This is a genomic window from Kribbella flavida DSM 17836 (assembly GCF_000024345.1).
In the GTDB taxonomy this organism is placed as follows: domain Bacteria; phylum Actinomycetota; class Actinomycetes; order Propionibacteriales; family Kribbellaceae; genus Kribbella; species Kribbella flavida.
The window spans coordinates 2,667,829-2,683,734 of sequence record NC_013729.1; the positions used below are offsets into that span (position 1 = coordinate 2,667,829).

At 70.9% G+C, this 15,906-nt stretch carries 11 protein-coding genes and 1 pseudogene; 8 read left to right on the plus strand and 4 right to left on the minus strand.

The features are described 5' to 3' along the window. Positions 1-242: 242 nt before the first annotated feature. On the minus strand, positions 243-1,799 hold the full coding sequence (locus KFLA_RS12615) for a helix-turn-helix domain-containing protein (RefSeq protein WP_012920177.1): 1,557 nt from the start codon (positions 1,797-1,799) through the stop codon (positions 243-245). A gap of 90 nt (positions 1,800-1,889) precedes the next feature. On the opposite strand from KFLA_RS12615, the gene KFLA_RS12620 reads away from it, so the two are divergent. Then, positions 1,890-3,158: an NAD(P)/FAD-dependent oxidoreductase gene (locus KFLA_RS12620; protein WP_012920178.1), complete on the plus strand. Its 1,269-nt coding sequence runs from the start codon at positions 1,890-1,892 to the stop codon at positions 3,156-3,158. Positions 3,159-3,683: 525 nt separating this feature from the next. Here KFLA_RS12620 and trxA read toward each other — a convergent pair. Beyond that, on the minus strand, positions 3,684-4,073 hold the full coding sequence (gene trxA / locus KFLA_RS12625; RefSeq protein WP_012920179.1) for a thioredoxin: 390 nt from the start codon (positions 4,071-4,073) through the stop codon (positions 3,684-3,686). Positions 4,074-6,126: 2,053 nt separating this feature from the next. Further along, positions 6,127-7,002 (minus strand): aldo/keto reductase, encoded by an 876-nt coding sequence (locus KFLA_RS12635; protein ID WP_012920181.1) that lies wholly within the window; start codon positions 7,000-7,002, stop codon positions 6,127-6,129. Positions 7,003-7,771: 769 nt separating this feature from the next. On the opposite strand from KFLA_RS12635, the gene KFLA_RS12640 reads away from it, so the two are divergent. Genes KFLA_RS12640 through KFLA_RS12655 form a run of 4 tightly spaced genes read left to right on the plus strand, consistent with a single transcriptional unit; the run spans position 7,772 to position 12,697 of the window. Next, positions 7,772-8,668: a conjugal transfer protein gene (locus KFLA_RS12640; RefSeq protein ID WP_012920182.1), complete on the plus strand. Its 897-nt coding sequence runs from the start codon at positions 7,772-7,774 to the stop codon at positions 8,666-8,668. A 52-nt stretch (positions 8,669-8,720) separates the two neighbouring features. Next, positions 8,721-9,008, plus strand: coding sequence for a hypothetical protein (locus KFLA_RS12645; RefSeq protein ID WP_148256951.1), 288 nt, complete (start codon positions 8,721-8,723; stop codon positions 9,006-9,008). Further along, positions 9,009-9,569: a hypothetical protein gene (locus KFLA_RS12650; protein ID WP_012920184.1), complete on the plus strand. Its 561-nt coding sequence runs from the start codon at positions 9,009-9,011 to the stop codon at positions 9,567-9,569. Further along, positions 9,569-12,697, plus strand: coding sequence for an ATP-binding protein (locus tag KFLA_RS12655; protein ID WP_012920185.1), 3,129 nt, complete (start codon positions 9,569-9,571; stop codon positions 12,695-12,697). The genes KFLA_RS12650 and KFLA_RS12655 overlap by 1 nt, the downstream gene beginning before the upstream one ends. A gap of 268 nt (positions 12,698-12,965) precedes the next feature. Here the strand turns inward: KFLA_RS12655 and KFLA_RS37425 are convergent, their stop codons facing one another. Then, positions 12,966-13,241: a hypothetical protein gene (locus tag KFLA_RS37425; RefSeq protein WP_148256624.1), complete on the minus strand. Its 276-nt coding sequence runs from the start codon at positions 13,239-13,241 to the stop codon at positions 12,966-12,968. Between the two features lie 110 nt (positions 13,242-13,351). On the opposite strand from KFLA_RS37425, the pseudogene KFLA_RS12660 reads away from it, so the two are divergent. The 3 genes and pseudogenes from KFLA_RS12660 to KFLA_RS12670 all read left to right on the plus strand — a co-directional run. Next, positions 13,352-13,948 (plus strand): annotated as a pseudogene (locus KFLA_RS12660) (AAA family ATPase); the annotation flags it as partial. Positions 13,949-13,980: 32 nt separating this feature from the next. Continuing rightward, positions 13,981-14,940 (plus strand): DUF58 domain-containing protein, encoded by a 960-nt coding sequence (locus tag KFLA_RS12665; RefSeq protein ID WP_012920186.1) that lies wholly within the window; start codon positions 13,981-13,983, stop codon positions 14,938-14,940. Continuing rightward, on the plus strand, positions 14,940-15,893 hold the full coding sequence (locus KFLA_RS12670; RefSeq protein WP_012920187.1) for a VWA domain-containing protein: 954 nt from the start codon (positions 14,940-14,942) through the stop codon (positions 15,891-15,893). The genes KFLA_RS12665 and KFLA_RS12670 overlap by 1 nt, the downstream gene beginning before the upstream one ends. Positions 15,894-15,906 lie beyond the last annotated feature (13 nt).

Genomic DNA, 15,906 nt, shown 5'->3' on the forward strand with positions numbered 1-15,906 from the left:
TCCTGGTGAAAGGCTGGGACGGTGCCCCAGCATCCTGGTGAAATGCTGGGACGATCCGGGGAGGAGAAGCTCGCCCCGCGGTGTTTCTGCGGTGCGCCTCGTTCCTTCTGATGAGTACTTTTCCATTCGGATGTTGCTCGTCGATTGCCGGAATGTGAAGCCTTGTTACTTCGGGCTGTGGTGTAGATCTCAGGCCGTGCGGGAACTCCGGCGCTGTGCGCACACCAGTGCCACGAGTGGTTTCAGTGTTCTGTGCGCACTGCCGCGATTTGCAGCTGCAGTGCCAGCCGTTCGCGCGGATCGGAGAGATCGAGCCGGGCGATCTCGCCGATGCGCTTCATCCGGTGCCGCAGCGTGTTGGTGTGCAGGTGCAGCTCCTTCGCCGCCTGCTGCGGCTGTCCGGGATGGTTGAGCCAGGCCTGCAGCGTGTCGACGAACGAGGTGTCGTTCTCGATGTCGTACCGCAGCAGCGTGGCCAGTGGACCGTCGAGCTTGGTGGTGTCCAGGGACGTGACCGCCCGGTGCACCGTCAGCACGTGCCAGGCCTGCTCGACGCGAAGCGCCGGACCGGGAGCGAGCCCACGGCGTACGAGGCCCAGGAGTTCTACCGCCTCGGCGCGAGAGCTGGGGAGATCGGCGGGGTAGCGGGCGCGACCGCCGGCGGCTGCCGCCGTACCGGGGGAGTCCTTGGCCTGGTCGGCCACCAGCTTGCGCAGCCAGCGCCATGAACCGGGGATCTGCTCGCCGTCGGAGACAACGGCCAGCACGGTGCCGTCCAGGTCCGCCAGCAACGGCTCGCTCCAGCCGTGCCGGCGACCAGTCGACTCCCAGAGGTCCAGCTGCTGCGGTACGTCGTACGCGTCGGGGGAGCTGAGCGCGACCACCCGCCACGGTGGCGGAGGGAGTCGTACCTCGACCGGCGCTTCCGGGGAGAACTGCCGCAGTACTGTCCTGAGCCGGTCGATCGCGGAGCGCCGCGCGACGTCGGCCTGCGCCCGGAGGCGCAGCAGGTGCAGCGCGAGCACCGAAGCGGCGTTGCTGAGCTCTTCGGTCACCGCGTCGCTCACCGGCCCGTCCACCACGGCCCAGATCGAGCCGAGCCACTCACCACCCGCCCGCACCGGTACGACGAGGCGCGGACGGATGCCGTTCGGCCCGTCCGGAACCAGGAACGGCTCGCTCGACCGGGCCAGCCGCCGGAAGATCCCTCGGGCCCTGAAGTGCGCGATGACCTCGGCCGGGACGCGGCGGCCGACGATGGTCGAAACCCGGGTCGGATCGGTGTCGGACAGGTCCTGCTGGGAGGAGTAGGCCAGCACCCGGGACTGGTTGTCCTCGATGGTCACCGGCGCGTCCACGATCGCCGCGGCCGCGTCGGCCAAGGCGAAGAGCTCCTGGTGAACTCCAGCGTCCCCGGCGACGGGGGAGTCCGGCGCGGCGGCCCGGTCGATGACACCGCGCAGCAGCCACACCACGTGGGCCCAGCTGACGCTCGGCTGGAGCGCGATGAGCGTGACAAGCCACCGCTCGGCTGTAGCCACCACTGCCGGCTCCTGCGCCAGCCCGGTTCGCAGTACGACGCCTGAGGCGTTGCCGGCGGCGCAGCGCTCCAGGAGCTCAACCGCCTCTTCGGCGTTGCGCAGTCCCAGGCCTAGCACGAGGTCGCCCGGCTGGCCGGTAGCAGGCTCCTGCGGATCAGCCAGGAAGACGTCACGCACCTCGCCGTCGCCGCGGCCGGTGACAACGGTCTCGAACAGGGCTGGTCCGACAGCGACGACTAGGTCAGGCGCAGTGATCATGAGGTTATTGTGCGCTGCGCACTGTCATCAGTGTCATCAGTGGTGGGATCGCACCATGACAGTGCTGTCGCGGCGGCGCACCATCGAAGCATGGTCGCAGCAGGTTCTTCCGCACACACCGTCCCCGACCGGGTCGCCATTGTCGGCGCGGGCATGGTCGGCCTCGCCACCGCCTGGTTCCTCCAGGAGCGGGACATCGAGGTCACCGTGTACGACCGCGACGGCGTCGCCGCGGGCGCCTCCTGGGGCAACGCCGGCTGGCTCACCCCCGGCCTGGCCACTCCGCTGCCGGAACCGGCCGTGCTGAAGTACGGCGTCCGTGCGGTGCTGAGCCCCTCCTCGCCGGTCTACGTGCCGCCGACCGCCAGCCCGCGCCTGCTGTCGTTCATGACCCGCTTCGCCCGCAACAGCACCGCCGGCCGCTGGAAGACCGCGATGGAGTCGCTGGTCCCGATCAACCGGCAGGCGCTCGGCGCTTTCGACCTGCTGGCCAAGGCCGGCGTCGAGGCCGAGACGTACGAGGCGAAGTCCTTCCTGGCCGCCTACCGGACCGAGGCCGAGCGGTCGGTGCTGCTGGAGGAGATCGAGCACATCCACGCCGCCGGCCAGGGCATCGAGTTCGAGGCGATCACCGGGGACGACGCCCGGGAGATCGAGCCGTCGCTGTCCGACGAGATCGGCGCCGCGATCCGGCTGCACGGCCAGCGGTTCATCAACCCCGGCGAGTACGTCCAGCTGCTCGCCGACTCCATCGTCGCCCGCGGCGGCCGGATCCTGACCGGCGCGAACGTCTCCGACGTGGTCGACGAGATCCGCGGCGTCCGGATCGTCACCGCCGACGGCGAGAGCACGCCGTACGACGCGGTCGTGATGGCGACCGGCGCCTGGCTGGGCGACCTGGCCCGCCGGTTCGGCGTTCGGACCCTGGTGCAGGCCGGCCGCGGCTACTCCTTCAGCGTGCCGATCGCGCACGTTCCGGCCGGCCCGGTGTACTTCCCGGCGCAGCGCGTCGCCTGCACGCCGATCGGCGACCGGCTCCGGGTGGCCGGGATGATGGAGTTCCGCAAGCCCGACGCCGCCCTCGACCCGCGCCGGATCGACGCCATCGTCGAGGCCGCCCGCCCGCTGCTGCGCGACGCCGACCTCGACGCCCGCACGTTCGAGTGGGTCGGCCCGCGCCCGTGCACCCCCGACGGCCTGCCGCTGATCGGCGCCACCTCGTCCCCGCGCGTCTTCGCCGCCGGCGGCCACGGCATGTGGGGCATCACGCTCGGCCCGGTCACCGGCCAGCTGCTCGCCGAAACCATCACCACCGGCCGCCGCCCGTCCGAACTGGCCCCCTTCGACCCCCTCCGCTGACCCCCGACCTCCCGCCTCCCTGAGCGGGACCGCACCACCCGTCCCCGGCTGGACGGGCAGCAGTCCTCCGTCTGCGCCTGGACGGACGCAGTACCCCGCAGTTTGCGCGGGACGCACCACCCCGCCCCTGCGCGGGACGCAGTACCCCCGCTCGCGCCTGGAGCGGGTCGCACCACCCCCGACCCCCTGAGGGGGCGCACCACTCCGCTCGTGCTGGAGCGGACAGCACCATCCCGTTCAAACAGGAGCGGGCAGCACCACCTGACCGGGATTTCCCCGAGACCGGTCACCAGAAGCGTGGTTCCCCGCCTCCCTGCAAGGCGCGGGAACCACGCTCTCTGCGGTTTCGCTCAAAAGGCCCCGGTACCCGTCCGAAGACGGCCACCGGGGCCTTGATCCGTGCGTCAGCCACTGCGCGACCGCGCGTCGATGGCTCGCTGACCTCAGCTTGCACCACCAACGCCCGCTCACTTCAGCGAGCACAAACCGCGCCCCTCAGTGCACGCGTACTCAGTCCAAGCGCACTCAGTGCGTGTGCGGCTCAGTCCCGTGCTCGGCCTCGTGCGCCGCGATCTGCGCACGCACCTCTTCCATGTCCACCGCCCGCAGCTGGCTGATCAGATCCTCCAGCGCGGCCGCCGGCAGCGCACCCGGCTGGGAGTACAGCACCACACCGTCCCGCACCGCCATCAGCGTCGGGATCGACCGGATCTGGAACGCCTGCGCCAGCTCGACCTGCGCCTCAGTGTCCACCTTGCCGAAGGTGATGTCGCTGTGCGTCTCGGACGACTTCTCGAACACCGGCCCGAACATCTTGCACGGACCACACCACTCAGCCCAGAAGTCCACCAGGACGAGCCCGTCGGAACCGACGACCTCGTCGAAGTTCTGCTGGGACAGCTCGACCGTTGCCACTACGACCTCCGAAGATAGGGAATACCCGCTGTACAACACCGCCACCCCCGCCGGTGTTCCCACGCACCGCCCGACCAGCTTCCCCACCCCGCCGAACGCACCGCAGCACTCCCACCCTCACACACCACACCCCAGAACCCCACCCAGCACCCACCCCAACCCCGCGAACCGCCCGCACACCCCCACCGGACGCCACCCGTACCGCCTTCCCAGCCCGTTTCGAACGCCCGGCGCCGTCTCCGCGCCCCAGCAGTACGCCCACGCCGCCAGCCTCGGCTCCGACGCCGCCAACTTCGCGCGGACCCGTACCCCGCGCCGCCGTCCAGCCCGTACGGCCTGACGATGCTCACTGCGCCTCCTCGAGCACCTCGGTAGCCCCGACTCCGCCTCGCGCCCCACCCGGTACGCCGCGCCGCCCGCACCGGGCCTCCGACGCCGCCGGCCGCGCGGACACCAACGGCACACCCGCCGCGCAGCCAACTCCCACGCCGCCTCGTGCCCGACGCGGTACGCCGCGCCGCCCGCACCGGGCCTCCGACGCCGCCGGCCGCGCGGACACCAACGGCACACCCGCCGCGCAGCCAACTCCCACGCCGCCTCGTGCCCGACGCGGTACGCCGCGCCGCCCGCACCGGGCCTCCGACGCCGCCGGCCGCGCGGACACCAACGGCACACCCGCCGCGCAGCCAACTCCCACGCCGCCTCGTGCCCGACGCGGTACGCCGCGCCGCCCGCACCGGGCCTCCGACGCCGCCGGCCGCGCGGACACCAACGGCACACCCGCCGCGCAGCCCCAACTCCCACGCCGCCTCGTGCCCGACGCGGGACCCGCCCGCATCTGACAACCGACACCGCCAGCCTCGCGCGGACCCGTACGCCGCACCCGCCGTCCAGCCTCGGCTCCGACCGTCGCCAGCACCGAGCCCCGTACGCCGCACCTCCTCTCACGCGCACTGGAAGTCCGACGCCGCTCACCGGGATCCCGGCCAGCAGCCCTCGAACTTCGACCCCGCCTGGCTCCGATCCGGCAGTCGCCCGCCGTCCCGCCCCCGCCTCCACGCAGCAGCGAGACCAGCCACTCGACTCCTCGGACGCGCTCGCCACCGCCGCCGCCCCGCCCGGACACCCGACGACGCCGTACCCCGCACCTCCGATGCCGACGCATCGCCGTTCCACCGGCACAGGACGTCCGGCGACGCCGCCCGCCGCCCCACCCCCCCGTGGCACCTCCGACGCTGCGGCCGGTGGTCCCGCCCGCACCAACGTCCGACCCAGCGGCCCGCCACCCCAACTTCCGATGCAGCGGCCCGCCACCCCCACTTCCGACGCCGCAGCCCCCTTGCGCATCACTTCCGACGCCACCGTCCCGTCACCGCCTACGCCGCATCGCCGTCCCACCCCCACGGCGCCTCCGACGCGCTGGCCTTGCGCGCAGACCTGTCCGCCGCGCGCCGTCGAGCCCTCGCAGACTCCGCCCTCACCTGGCTCTGAACCCCGCACCACCGTCGCACCGCCACGGCACCATCCGACGCCCGGCAGCCGGTGTCCCATCCTGTGACGCCCCGGCCCCGCGCCGATCCCGTACGCCCCATCCCGTTGTCCTGGCACCGGCCGTTGCACGCGATGACCGACTCGTTCACCCGGGCCGGCTCCACCGGCACGGCACCTCGAGGCCCGCGCATCGTCGCCCCGCCGCACGTCCGCAACCTGGCTTCATCGCTTGCCCGACCCGAGCGGCGGCCGTCCCCCGGGACGCCGCCGACGAACCCCAGCCGCGCACCAGCGACTCAGGCCGCGCCCCAGCGACTCCTGCCGGCCAACTGGCCCCCACGCCAGCAACCGCCCGTCGACGTGATCCGCACCAAGCGGCCGAAGGTGCGCCCGCCCGGCTTAGCGCACCCCACTCATGAACGCCCACCAACCAACAACTGAATGACCCGACCAACCTCTCACGAACAAACGGTTGACCGAGCCCAAGATCCCCCGGGCAGCGCAGCAACCCGGGGAATCTGCCCTTCCGGCGAGGGGTGTGCGACGTGTTCGGTGGGCAGGATCAGAACGGCATGTCCACGAACGGGGAGGTGTAGTCGTGCACTTCGTCGAGAATCGCCGCGGCCGCCTCCGGCGTCAGCTCGGCCCGCTCGCGCTCGGCAACGATCATCTGCTGCAGCAACCGGGTCTCGCCGGCCGTCGCCAGACCGGTGATCTCCGGATGGCCGTTCAGCAGCCAAGCGGTGGCAGCGGTGATGTAGCGCTGCTCGTCGAACGGCTGGTACCAGGTGTCGTAGTTCTTCTGCTCGCCTTCTTGCCAGTTCCGCCGGGCGATCATCTTGATCGTCATCAGCGCCGCGTCCGACGCCTTCACCACCTCGACCAGCGCGGCATAGTCGTCGGCGTACTGCGGGTCGGAGGCGAGCCGGTAGTTCAGCGGCGTCAGCACCGAGTCGAAGTCGAACCGCCGCAACCCCTCCCGGTGCACCGACGGCGCCGCGGCGGTGTGACCGGTGATGCCGATCGCACCGACCATGCCTTCCTCCTTCGCCCGGATCGCGGCCTCGAGCGAGCCGCCCTTGCCGGTGACCAGGTCGAGATTCTCCAGATCGCAGACAGCGTGCATCTGGATCAGGTCGATCCGGTCGGTTTGCAGAAGTTCGAGCGAACGATTGATCTCCGACCACGCTTCGTGATACGTGCGCCGTCCGGTCTTGGTCGCCAGGAAGATCCGGTCCCTGATCTCGCCCATCCGCGGCCCCAGCCGCCGCTCCGCGTCGCCGTAGTCGGCGGCGACGTCGAAGTGGTTGATGCCGGCGTCGAGCGCCTCCTGGATCGAGGCGTCGGCCCGGTCCTGATCCACCGCTCCCAGCGCGGCCGCGCCGTAGATCAGGACCGAGCTCTGGTGCTCAAGCCGTCCCAGCCGTCGAGTCTCCATAACCAGTCCTTCCAGGGGTCAGCACAGTCACGAAGAACCTATTACTTTGACCCCGCGCCACGACAGAGTTTTCCACAGGCCGATCACGGGAACCCATTACTATGCGTGACGGGTTGATGCGTTCCTTACCATGTCCTTCGCACGGATTTTCGAACCTGTCCGCGGCGTGTGGCATGGTGTGCGCTGCCTGATCGAGCCGAGAGCAGGCATGAGAGAGGAGCTATGGCGACGGTGTCGAAGGTGTCACGCTTCGGACGGAAGTGTGCATCTGCCTCCGAGTGGGGTAACAGTATGGCTGCGGGGAGCGATGGAGCATCCGGATCCTGGTCTCAGGACTCCCGGTGGACAGTTGCTTGCCGTATCCTCCCGGCTACTGTCCGCATAACTGCTGTCTGAGGGGCGGGGAGAGATGAGTTGGTGGCGAACGTTGCTGAATCTGCCGCCAAAAGGTGAGCACTGGTCGGATCAGCGACGGACAAAGAAGCCGGGCAAGAAGTCCAGCCCGCAGGACACCGCACCGGAGTGGTGGCAGCACCCCGACGGCCCGGTGTTGCCCACCCCTCGCCAGGCTCAGGGAGTCGCCTCGCAGTACAGCGGCCCACCGGCTCCCGGCGGCGTGATGGCGCCTCCGCGACGGCCGCAACCCCCTGACGCAGCTCGTACGGCGGCCCCGCCGCAGCACGTGGCCCCAGGCCCGCGGCCGCCCGAGCGGCTCAGGCAACGGTCTCCGCACGGAGCCCACGCGGCACCCCAGCCGCCGCGTGGACCGGTGGAGCCGAGTCAGACCCCGTGGGCCACCGAGCCAGAGTCGTCGTTCTCGACCTGGGCCCGGCGGTTCTTCCGCGGCCTCGTCGTCGCCGTTCTGCTGCTTGCGGCGATCAGCGGCGTCCGGTCCTGGATCCGGCCGGTCAACGGCCCGTCGACCGTCGTCACCAACCAGTCGGGCTACCCGACCGACGAAGCCCGCGCCGTCGCCACCCGGTACGCCGTCTCGTACCTGAACTGGGACGAGGGCAACCCGGACGCGCGTCCGGCCCAGGTCGGCATCGACCTCGCCGCCGGGCTCGACGCCCGGGCCGGCTGGAACGGGCGTGGCAAGCAAACCGCCAACGCGGCGTACCCGGGTGAGGTCAAGGTCGACCCGGGCGGTGTCGCGGCGGTCGTCGACGTCCGGGTGCAGGTCCGGCCGTTCACCAAGCAGGGCCGCGGCTGGGTCGGCGGCGCCTACACCTGGCAGCGCGTCTCGGTGCCGGTCGCCCGGACGTCCTCGCGGGTCGTCGCCAGCGGCCCGCCGACGTTCGTCGCGGACGAGCGGGTGCCGCTGCCGGACAACATGCCCGAGGCCGGCGTACCGGACGACAACCTGACCGCGGCCACCCTGAAGGACGCCGAGGCGTTCTTCAGCGCGTTCGCGGAGTCCGATGCGAAGGTCGAGGCGGTGACCGCACCGGGCGCGGGGATCCGCAGCCTGAACGGGGCCGTCAAGCTCGCGGACGTGAAGGACTGGCAGGTTTTCACCGGAAACGATGACGAGCGCCGGGCCACCGCCGCCGTCACCTGGGACGGGACGGGGGACACCACCCTCGACCAGACCTACACGCTCACCTTGCGGCGGACCGTCGCCGCGGACGGAGCACAACGATGGCAAGTGGCTGCCGTCGGATGACCACAGCTGACCGCCGTCGGACCACCAGAACACCTTGGGAGACACCGCAATGATGACGACCTACCAACTGGCCGCGAGCGTGGTGGAGCTCGCCGCGCCGCTCGCCGACCCCAACGTCCCGACCGGCGCGGACTTCAAGGACTGGGTCCTCGTCATCGCGGGGAACATCTTCATCGCCATCCTCGTGCTGCGTGCCATCGGGCACTACTTCAAGCGGGAGTGGGGCGAGCTCTTCGGGCACATCGCCGCCGGTGTCCTGGTCGGCGGGCTGATCTACGCCAACAACCAGACCATCAACGTGCTCAAGGGCTTCTGGGGACTGCTCTCCGGAGGTAGCTGAATGCGTGTCGGCCGGACCCTGACCCACCACTTCGAGATCGAGACCCGGCAGTACGACCTGCTCGGCATCGACCTCGGAGAAGGCGCCCGTCGGCGGATGATCATCTTCGGCGCGGTGATCATCCTGCTCTGGATCGCCCTGCTCGTCCCGATCATCGGGGTGCCGCAGAAACCCACCGTCAGCCTGTACGTCGTACCGCCGTTCGTGATCACCGCGTTCGGCTGGCGCGCGGGCAAGCACCACGAACGCCGCCGCCGGGTGACCGAGTGGGCGCTGGCCGTCCGCTACGCGTTGCGCGCGCACCGCCCGATCATCGGTCTCGGCGCCCGGGCCGCCGACAAGACGGAGTACCTGCCATGGCGTGAGCGCGTCGCGACCCAGAAGATGGCCGGCCTGGCCAAGGCCCGGGTGACCCCGGAGTGGGATCGCGAGGTTGTGGAGGAGCTCGACCCCCAGGTCCGCGCCGGTGCGGACATCACCGTGAACCAGCGGGCCCGCCTACTGGGGGCAGACCACGTGCAGAGGGTCAGTCGCAGGACGACGTCGGGGAAGAGGCACTGATGAAGATCGCTGACAAGCTCCTGAACCTGGTCGGGGTCGGCCGCGAACGCGGACTGCCGCCGCCGCGCCTGGTCGCCATCGCCGACGGCCTGCTGGTCACCGAGCGCAGCGCCGAGGCGTGGTTCCTGATCTCGGTCGCGAACACCGACCTGGCCACCGAGGCCGAGCAGGACGCCGCTCTCGACGCCGCGGTCAGCGCGGCCGCGACGATCCTCGGCGACCGGCTCAGCCACCTCAAGGTGGTCTGGGGCCGCTCCACCGGCCAGGACTACCTGGACAGCATCGCCGGCCACTACCGCCTCGGCGACCACGAGGCCTGGGCGCAGACCCGCGCGGACCGGATCGACGAGATGCGCATGCCGGAGCGGTACGTCGCGCTCGGTGTCCACCTGAGTGACCGGGATCCGCGCGCCACCGCGCAGGTCCGCGGTTCGATCAGCGACGCCCTCGGTACGACGTCCTGGCGGGTCAGCGCCCGCGAGCTCGCGCACCTCGATGAGCGGGTCCGCAAGCTCGCCCGTCAGCTCGGTTCGACGGTCTGGCGCGCGCACACCGCGCCGGCCGAGGTGATCTCCTGGCTGATCAGCCGTGAGATGCACCGCGGCGCCGTCGCGGCTCCCCGCCGGGGTCTGATCACCGGCGCCTCGCTGGCCCGCCTCACGGCCGGACGAGTCGTGCCGTACACCGACCACCTGCGCATCTACGACACCCGCGGCCAGATCGCGGCGTACACGACCGTGCTGGCGATGACCGACTTCCCGGAGGAGCTCGAAACCCCGGGCCCGGGGGAGTGGCTGCGCACACTGTCCGAGATCAAGGCGATCGACGACGACGGCGACGAGATCGACGTCACCGTCGAGGCGTCGGTCCGGTTCCGGGTGCTGACCAAGAAGACCGCGCGGCACCTGGTCGACGAGACCCGTAAGAGCGCCAAGGAGCAGCGCCGCTCGGCCGCCAAGGGCACCGCCGAGGAGACCGCCGACGAGATCGTCGAGACCGAGCGGGTGATGCGCGAGGTCAAGCGCGATATCAACCGCAGCGGCCTGACCCTGGTCGAGGACCACCCCCGTCTGTTGGTCAGCGCGGACACCCGCGAGGACCTCGAGACGTACGTCGACGCGGTCATCGCGCACTACGCCGACCGCGGCATCACCGTGGCCGCCGGCGCCGACGAGCAGCGCGACCTGTGGCTGGAGTCGCTGCCCGGCGACCAGCTCCGGGTGCCCGACCTCGGCCATGTCCGTGAGTCGACCGCGTTCTTCGGTTCCTGGTTCTGGGGCGGCGCGTCGATCGGTGACGCGACCGGCCCTGCGATCGGCTACCTCACCGGCTCCACGCCCGGACTGGTCCGCTTCGACGCGGCCGCCGGTTCGGCGCTCGGTGACGCGACCACGACGTTGTTCCTCGGCCGATCCGGTCGAGGCAAGACGACGGCCGCGATGCTCGGGGGCCTCGACTCCGCGTTCGCCGGGGCCTGGGTGCCGCTGCTCGACCTGAAGGGCGACGCGGGCGGCGTCTCGGCCGTCGCCGCGGAGTACGGCGTACCGACGGCTGTCATCGAGATCACCGCCCAGTTCTCCGGTGCTGCGGACCTGCTTCGCGTGCTGCCGATGGACGACGCGTTGCTGCAAGCCCCGTCGCAGCTGATGCTTCTGCTACCTCCACATCTGCGCGGCGCGGCCGAAGCTCCCGTTGTCGCCGCGACGCGCGCCGAGATCCAGTCGCCCGATCCATCGTCGTGGGGCGTCATCCAACGGCTCTGCGCCTCCGAGTCGGAGACCACCAGGACCGTCGGCTTCGCCTTGCGCGACCTCGTCGAGACCGGCCTGGGTTCGGTCGTCGCCGGCCCTCCTTCGGGTCTCTCCTCGCTGACCACGAACCCGGGCCTTTGGGTCGTCCAGATGCCAGGCCTCACCCTGCCCTCGCCGGAGTCCGCGCCCGAGTCGTGGTCCCCGATCGAGCGCGTCGGCATGGCCTGCCTGCGCGGCTGCCTGGCCTGGATGGTCCGGACGACCGGTCGCCGGGAGTTCCGCGGCCGCTCCAAGGTCGTCATCGTGCCCGAGGTCCACCTGCTCACCAAGACTCCGGACGGTGCCAGCTTCCTGGACTACATCGCCCGTGTCGGCCGTGCCCTCGGCGCCTCGCTGGTGCTGGACACGCAGGACCCGGCGTCGATCCTGAAGCTGCCCGGTCTGGTCGAGCAGATCACCACCCTGTTCGCCTTTTCGCTGCGTTCCCGCGAGCAGGTCGACTCCCTGCTCGAGCTCCTCGGCCGGCCGCAGACCCCGCCGTACCAGACGCTTGTCCGCGGCATCAACACCGCTGGCAACGGCAAGAGCATCCGGCACGGTCACTGCATCATGCGCGACCGTTGGGACGAGGTCGCCACCGTCCAGATCGACATCCCGAGCCAGCGCGTCGCCGACCTCCTGCGCACCACCCCGGAGTCCGACCGCGACCTCGAACCGACCCAGCCGATCATCGCGCCGTACGAAGAGCCGGACCCGTTCGCCGACGACGAGGAAGACCTCCTGCCCGAGCCGGCCTCCACGGCCCACGCCCAGGCCGAGGCGCACACCCAGGTCGACCCGCCTGTCCACCCGGAGGACCCAACCCTTCTCCCGCAGGACGAGCCGACCCCTGCCTACACCAACGGCGCCACCCCCGCGGCCAGTCCGGCAACGCACTCCAACGGCGCCACCCCGGCGCCTGCTGTCCCTCAACTGACCGGCGCCACCCAGGCCCAGTCATTCCCGGGCGCCCAACCCAGCAGCGCAACCCGGATGCCGCACCCAGGAGACGGGACGCAGGTACCTCCAGCCCCTCACCCCAACGGCGCCGCCTCCGCCACCCCCCACACCCCTGCCAACGGCAGCACCCCCGCACCCCACCCCGCCGCCCCCTCCCAAGCCACCCCTCCGGTAGCCCAGCAAAGCGGCACCGCCCCAGCCCCCGCCGCCCCCAACGGCAACGGCCACACCCCCCACCCCTCCCGCCACGAAGCCCCCATCGGCCCCGACGAGGTCTACGACCAAGAGGCCGACGACCCCGGCTACAACAAGGCCATGTACAACCCGACCCCACCCGAAACGAGCCCCAGTCCCGGCAAGAAGGAGCACGTCGGATGAGGCGGGTGCGCAGGCTTCGAACTGCGCTCACCGTTTTCGCCGTCACCACCATCCTCACCTGCCAGACCGCCCTGGCCGCCGACCCCGACACCGGCCCCACCAACCCCACCGGCTTCGGCGACCTTCTCCCCACCCCCGACCTGACCCACGGCGACACCCGAACCCTGTTCGAGCAGTACAGTCCGACCGTCTATGGGCTGGACTTCGAGAGCAGCTTCCGGGACCCGGTGGAAGCGGTCTTCAACGGCTACGCCCACATGGTGATGCTCTACATCGTCGCCATCACCCGGGCGGCGATCTCGGTCGGATGGTGGCTGTTCTCCTTTACCGACATCAAGCCGCTCACCGACACTGCGGCAGCTGCGATCGGCTCTGTGAATACAGAGTTGGTGGGCTGGCTGTTGCCGTCGGCTCTGGCTTTCGGTGGCATCGCCGCGTACGCGCAACGCCGAGCGAACGGCAGCGCTATGGGACAGCTGGTTTGGGTCTTCGCCGCTGGTCTGCTGGCCACGAGCTTCGCGGTTGCACCGACGACCTGGCTCACCGGCGTCGACGGTGCTCGGCAGGTCGGCTCGGACGCCGTTGTCGGCACCTCGAACGAGGTTCTCGGGGACACCGTCAAGGTGCCTATTCCGTGGCCGGACCCGAGCTTCTCCGGTACGGCGCGCGACAACCTGCTGCGCAAATCAGGGGATGCGACGTGGCGAGGGCGTCTACCCGCTGCCGGAGGCGCAGCGGGACCGGTTCCTGGTCAAGATCGACGTCCCGCACCCGCGCGGGCACGAGGAGTTCGAGATCCTGCGCCGGATGAGCGTCGACCCGCCGCAGCCGCGCCAGGTGCTGCAGCCGGAGACGATCATGGAGCTGCAGCGCTCGGCCGAGCAGGTGTTCGTGCACAACCTGGTCGCCGAGTACGCCGTCCGGCTGGTGATGGCGACCCGGACCCCGACCGACTTCCACCTGCCCGACCTGGAGCCGATCATCGAGCTCGGCGTCAGCCCGCGCGCCACCCTCGGCCTGATCTCCGCCGGCCGGGCGCTGGCGCTGATCCACGGCCGCGACTACCTGCTGCCGAGCGACGTCCAGACCGTCGCGCTGGACGTGATGGGTCACCGGCTCGGCCTGACGTTCGACGCGGTCGCGGACAACATCGACCCGCGTGCGGTGGTCGAGCGGATCCTCGCCACCGTGCCGCCGCCGCAGCCGGTCTGGCGCGACGGCCACGACAGCGGCCGCCCCGAGTTCGTCTGATAATGGCCAACCGACCAGACCCGCGGGTTGCGATGACGATCTCGCAGCTCGCTCCCGAACGCGCGCTGCGGCGGCTCGAGCTGACCGTCGTACGGCGGCTGGAGGGGTACCTGCACGGCGAGCACCTCGGCCTGCTGCCCGGGCCCGGCACCGAGCTGGCCGAGGCGCGGGAGTACCAGGTGGGCGACGACGTCCGGCGGATGGACTGGGCCGTCACTGCCCGGACGACGATGCCGCACGTGCGCGACCTGATCGCGGACCGCGAGCTGGAGACCTGGGCCCTGGTCGACCTGTCCGCCTCGATGGACTTCGGCACCTCGCAGCTGGAGAAGCGCGAGCTGGCGGTCGCCGCCGTCGCCACGGTCGGCTTCCTGACCCATCGGCTCGGCGACCGGTTCGGTGGGCTGATGCTGCGCGACTCGACGCTGCGACGCTGGCCGGCCCGCTCCGGGCGGCTCGCGCTGTACGGGCTGCTCCGGGCGTTGCTCGCCGAGAAGGACCACGGCGAGCACAAGGCCCGCAGCGACCTGGCCGGCGCACTGGAGTCGATGGCCCGGACGCAGCGCAAGCGCGGCCTGCGCGTGGTGGTGTCCGACTTCCTCACCCCCGAAGACGGCGAGATCGACGCCCGGATGGAACCGTCGTGGGAGCGCGCGATGCGCAAGCTGACCGCGCAGCACCAGGTGCTCGCGGTGGAGATCGTCGACCCCCGCGAGCTCGAGCTGCCGAACATCGGTGTGGTGATGATCGGCGACCCGGAGACCGGTGCGGTCCGTGAGATCGACACCCGCAAACGCCGGGTCCGCCAGGAGTACGCCGCGGCGGCACTCGCACAGCGGGAACGCACCAGGACCGCCCTGCGTAGGGTGGGAGCCGGACACCTGGTTCTGCGGACCGACCGTGACTGGGTCGCCGACACCGTGCGGTTCGTGCTCGCCTACAAGCGAGTCGCACCGCGCCTGCACCAACCGCCGAAGGGAGTGGCTCGCTGATGGAGTTCCTGTCTCCGGCCCGACTCTGGTTCCTGCTGCTGATCCCGTTGGTGGTCGCGGCGTACATCTACCTGCAGCACCGGCGCGCGCAGTACGCGCTGCGCTTCACCAACATCGCGCTGCTCGACCGGGTGGCGCCCCGCCGGCCGCAGTGGCGCCGGCACGTCGCCGTCGCGCTGGCGCTGCTCGCCGCGGCGACCTGCATCGTCGCGTTCGCGCAGCCCAAGGACGAGGTCAAGGTGCCGCGGGAACGGGCCACGATCGTGGTCGCGATCGACGTCTCGCTGTCGATGATGGCCACTGACGTCGACCCGAACCGGCTGGAGGCGGCGAAGAAGTCGGCGAAGAACTTCGTCAACCAGCTGCCGTCGAAGTTCAACGTGGCGCTGGTGAACTTCGCCGGGACCGCGTCGATCATCGTGCCGCCGACCACCGACCGGGCCACCGTGCAGCGCTCGATCGACGGGCTGGAGCTGGCCGAGTCGACCGCGACCGGTGAGGGCATTTTCACCTCACTGCAGGCGCTGACTCAGGTTCCGCCGGACCCGGAGCACCCGAACGACCCGGCCCCGGCGCGCATCGTGCTGCTGTCCGACGGCAAGCGCACCGTCGGCCGGACCGCGCAGGAAGGCGCCCAGGCGGCGAAGGAGAAGAACACCCCGATCTACACGATCACCTTCGGCACCGACTCCGGCTTCATCGAGATGGACGGGATCCGGCAGCGGGTTCCCCCGGACCGCGCCGAGCTGCGCAGCGTCGCCGAGATCACCGGCGGCGAGGCCTACACGGCGGAGTCGGCCGGCGAGCTGGAGGACGTCTACAAGGACATCGGCTCCTCGGTCGGCTACGACAAGGTCGACAAGGAGGTCACGTCGCGGTTCGCCGGAATCGCGATGCTCTTCACGCTCGGCGCCGCCGGAGCCTGCGTCGCGATGGCCACCCGCTTCCCGTAGGACGCCGCGTACG

Bases quoted from the DNA above. Each gene is read 5' to 3' on its own strand.
- KFLA_RS12620 (WP_012920178.1), top strand. From the start codon at position 1,890: ATGGTCGCAGCAGGTTCTTCCGCACACACCGTCCCCGACCGGGTCGCC.
- KFLA_RS12650 (WP_012920184.1), top strand. From the start codon at position 9,009: ATGCGTGTCGGCCGGACCCTGACCCACCACTTCGAGATCGAGACCCGG.
- KFLA_RS12670 (WP_012920187.1), top strand. From the start codon at position 14,940: ATGGAGTTCCTGTCTCCGGCCCGACTCTGGTTCCTGCTGCTGATCCCG.
- KFLA_RS12635 (WP_012920181.1), bottom strand. From the start codon at position 7,002: ATGGAGACTCGACGGCTGGGACGGCTTGAGCACCAGAGCTCGGTCCTG.
- KFLA_RS12655 (WP_012920185.1), top strand. From the start codon at position 9,569: ATGAAGATCGCTGACAAGCTCCTGAACCTGGTCGGGGTCGGCCGCGAA.
- KFLA_RS12615 (WP_012920177.1), bottom strand. From the start codon at position 1,799: ATGATCACTGCGCCTGACCTAGTCGTCGCTGTCGGACCAGCCCTGTTC.
- KFLA_RS12645 (WP_148256951.1), top strand. From the start codon at position 8,721: ATGACGACCTACCAACTGGCCGCGAGCGTGGTGGAGCTCGCCGCGCCG.
- KFLA_RS12665 (WP_012920186.1), top strand. From the start codon at position 13,981: ATGACGATCTCGCAGCTCGCTCCCGAACGCGCGCTGCGGCGGCTCGAG.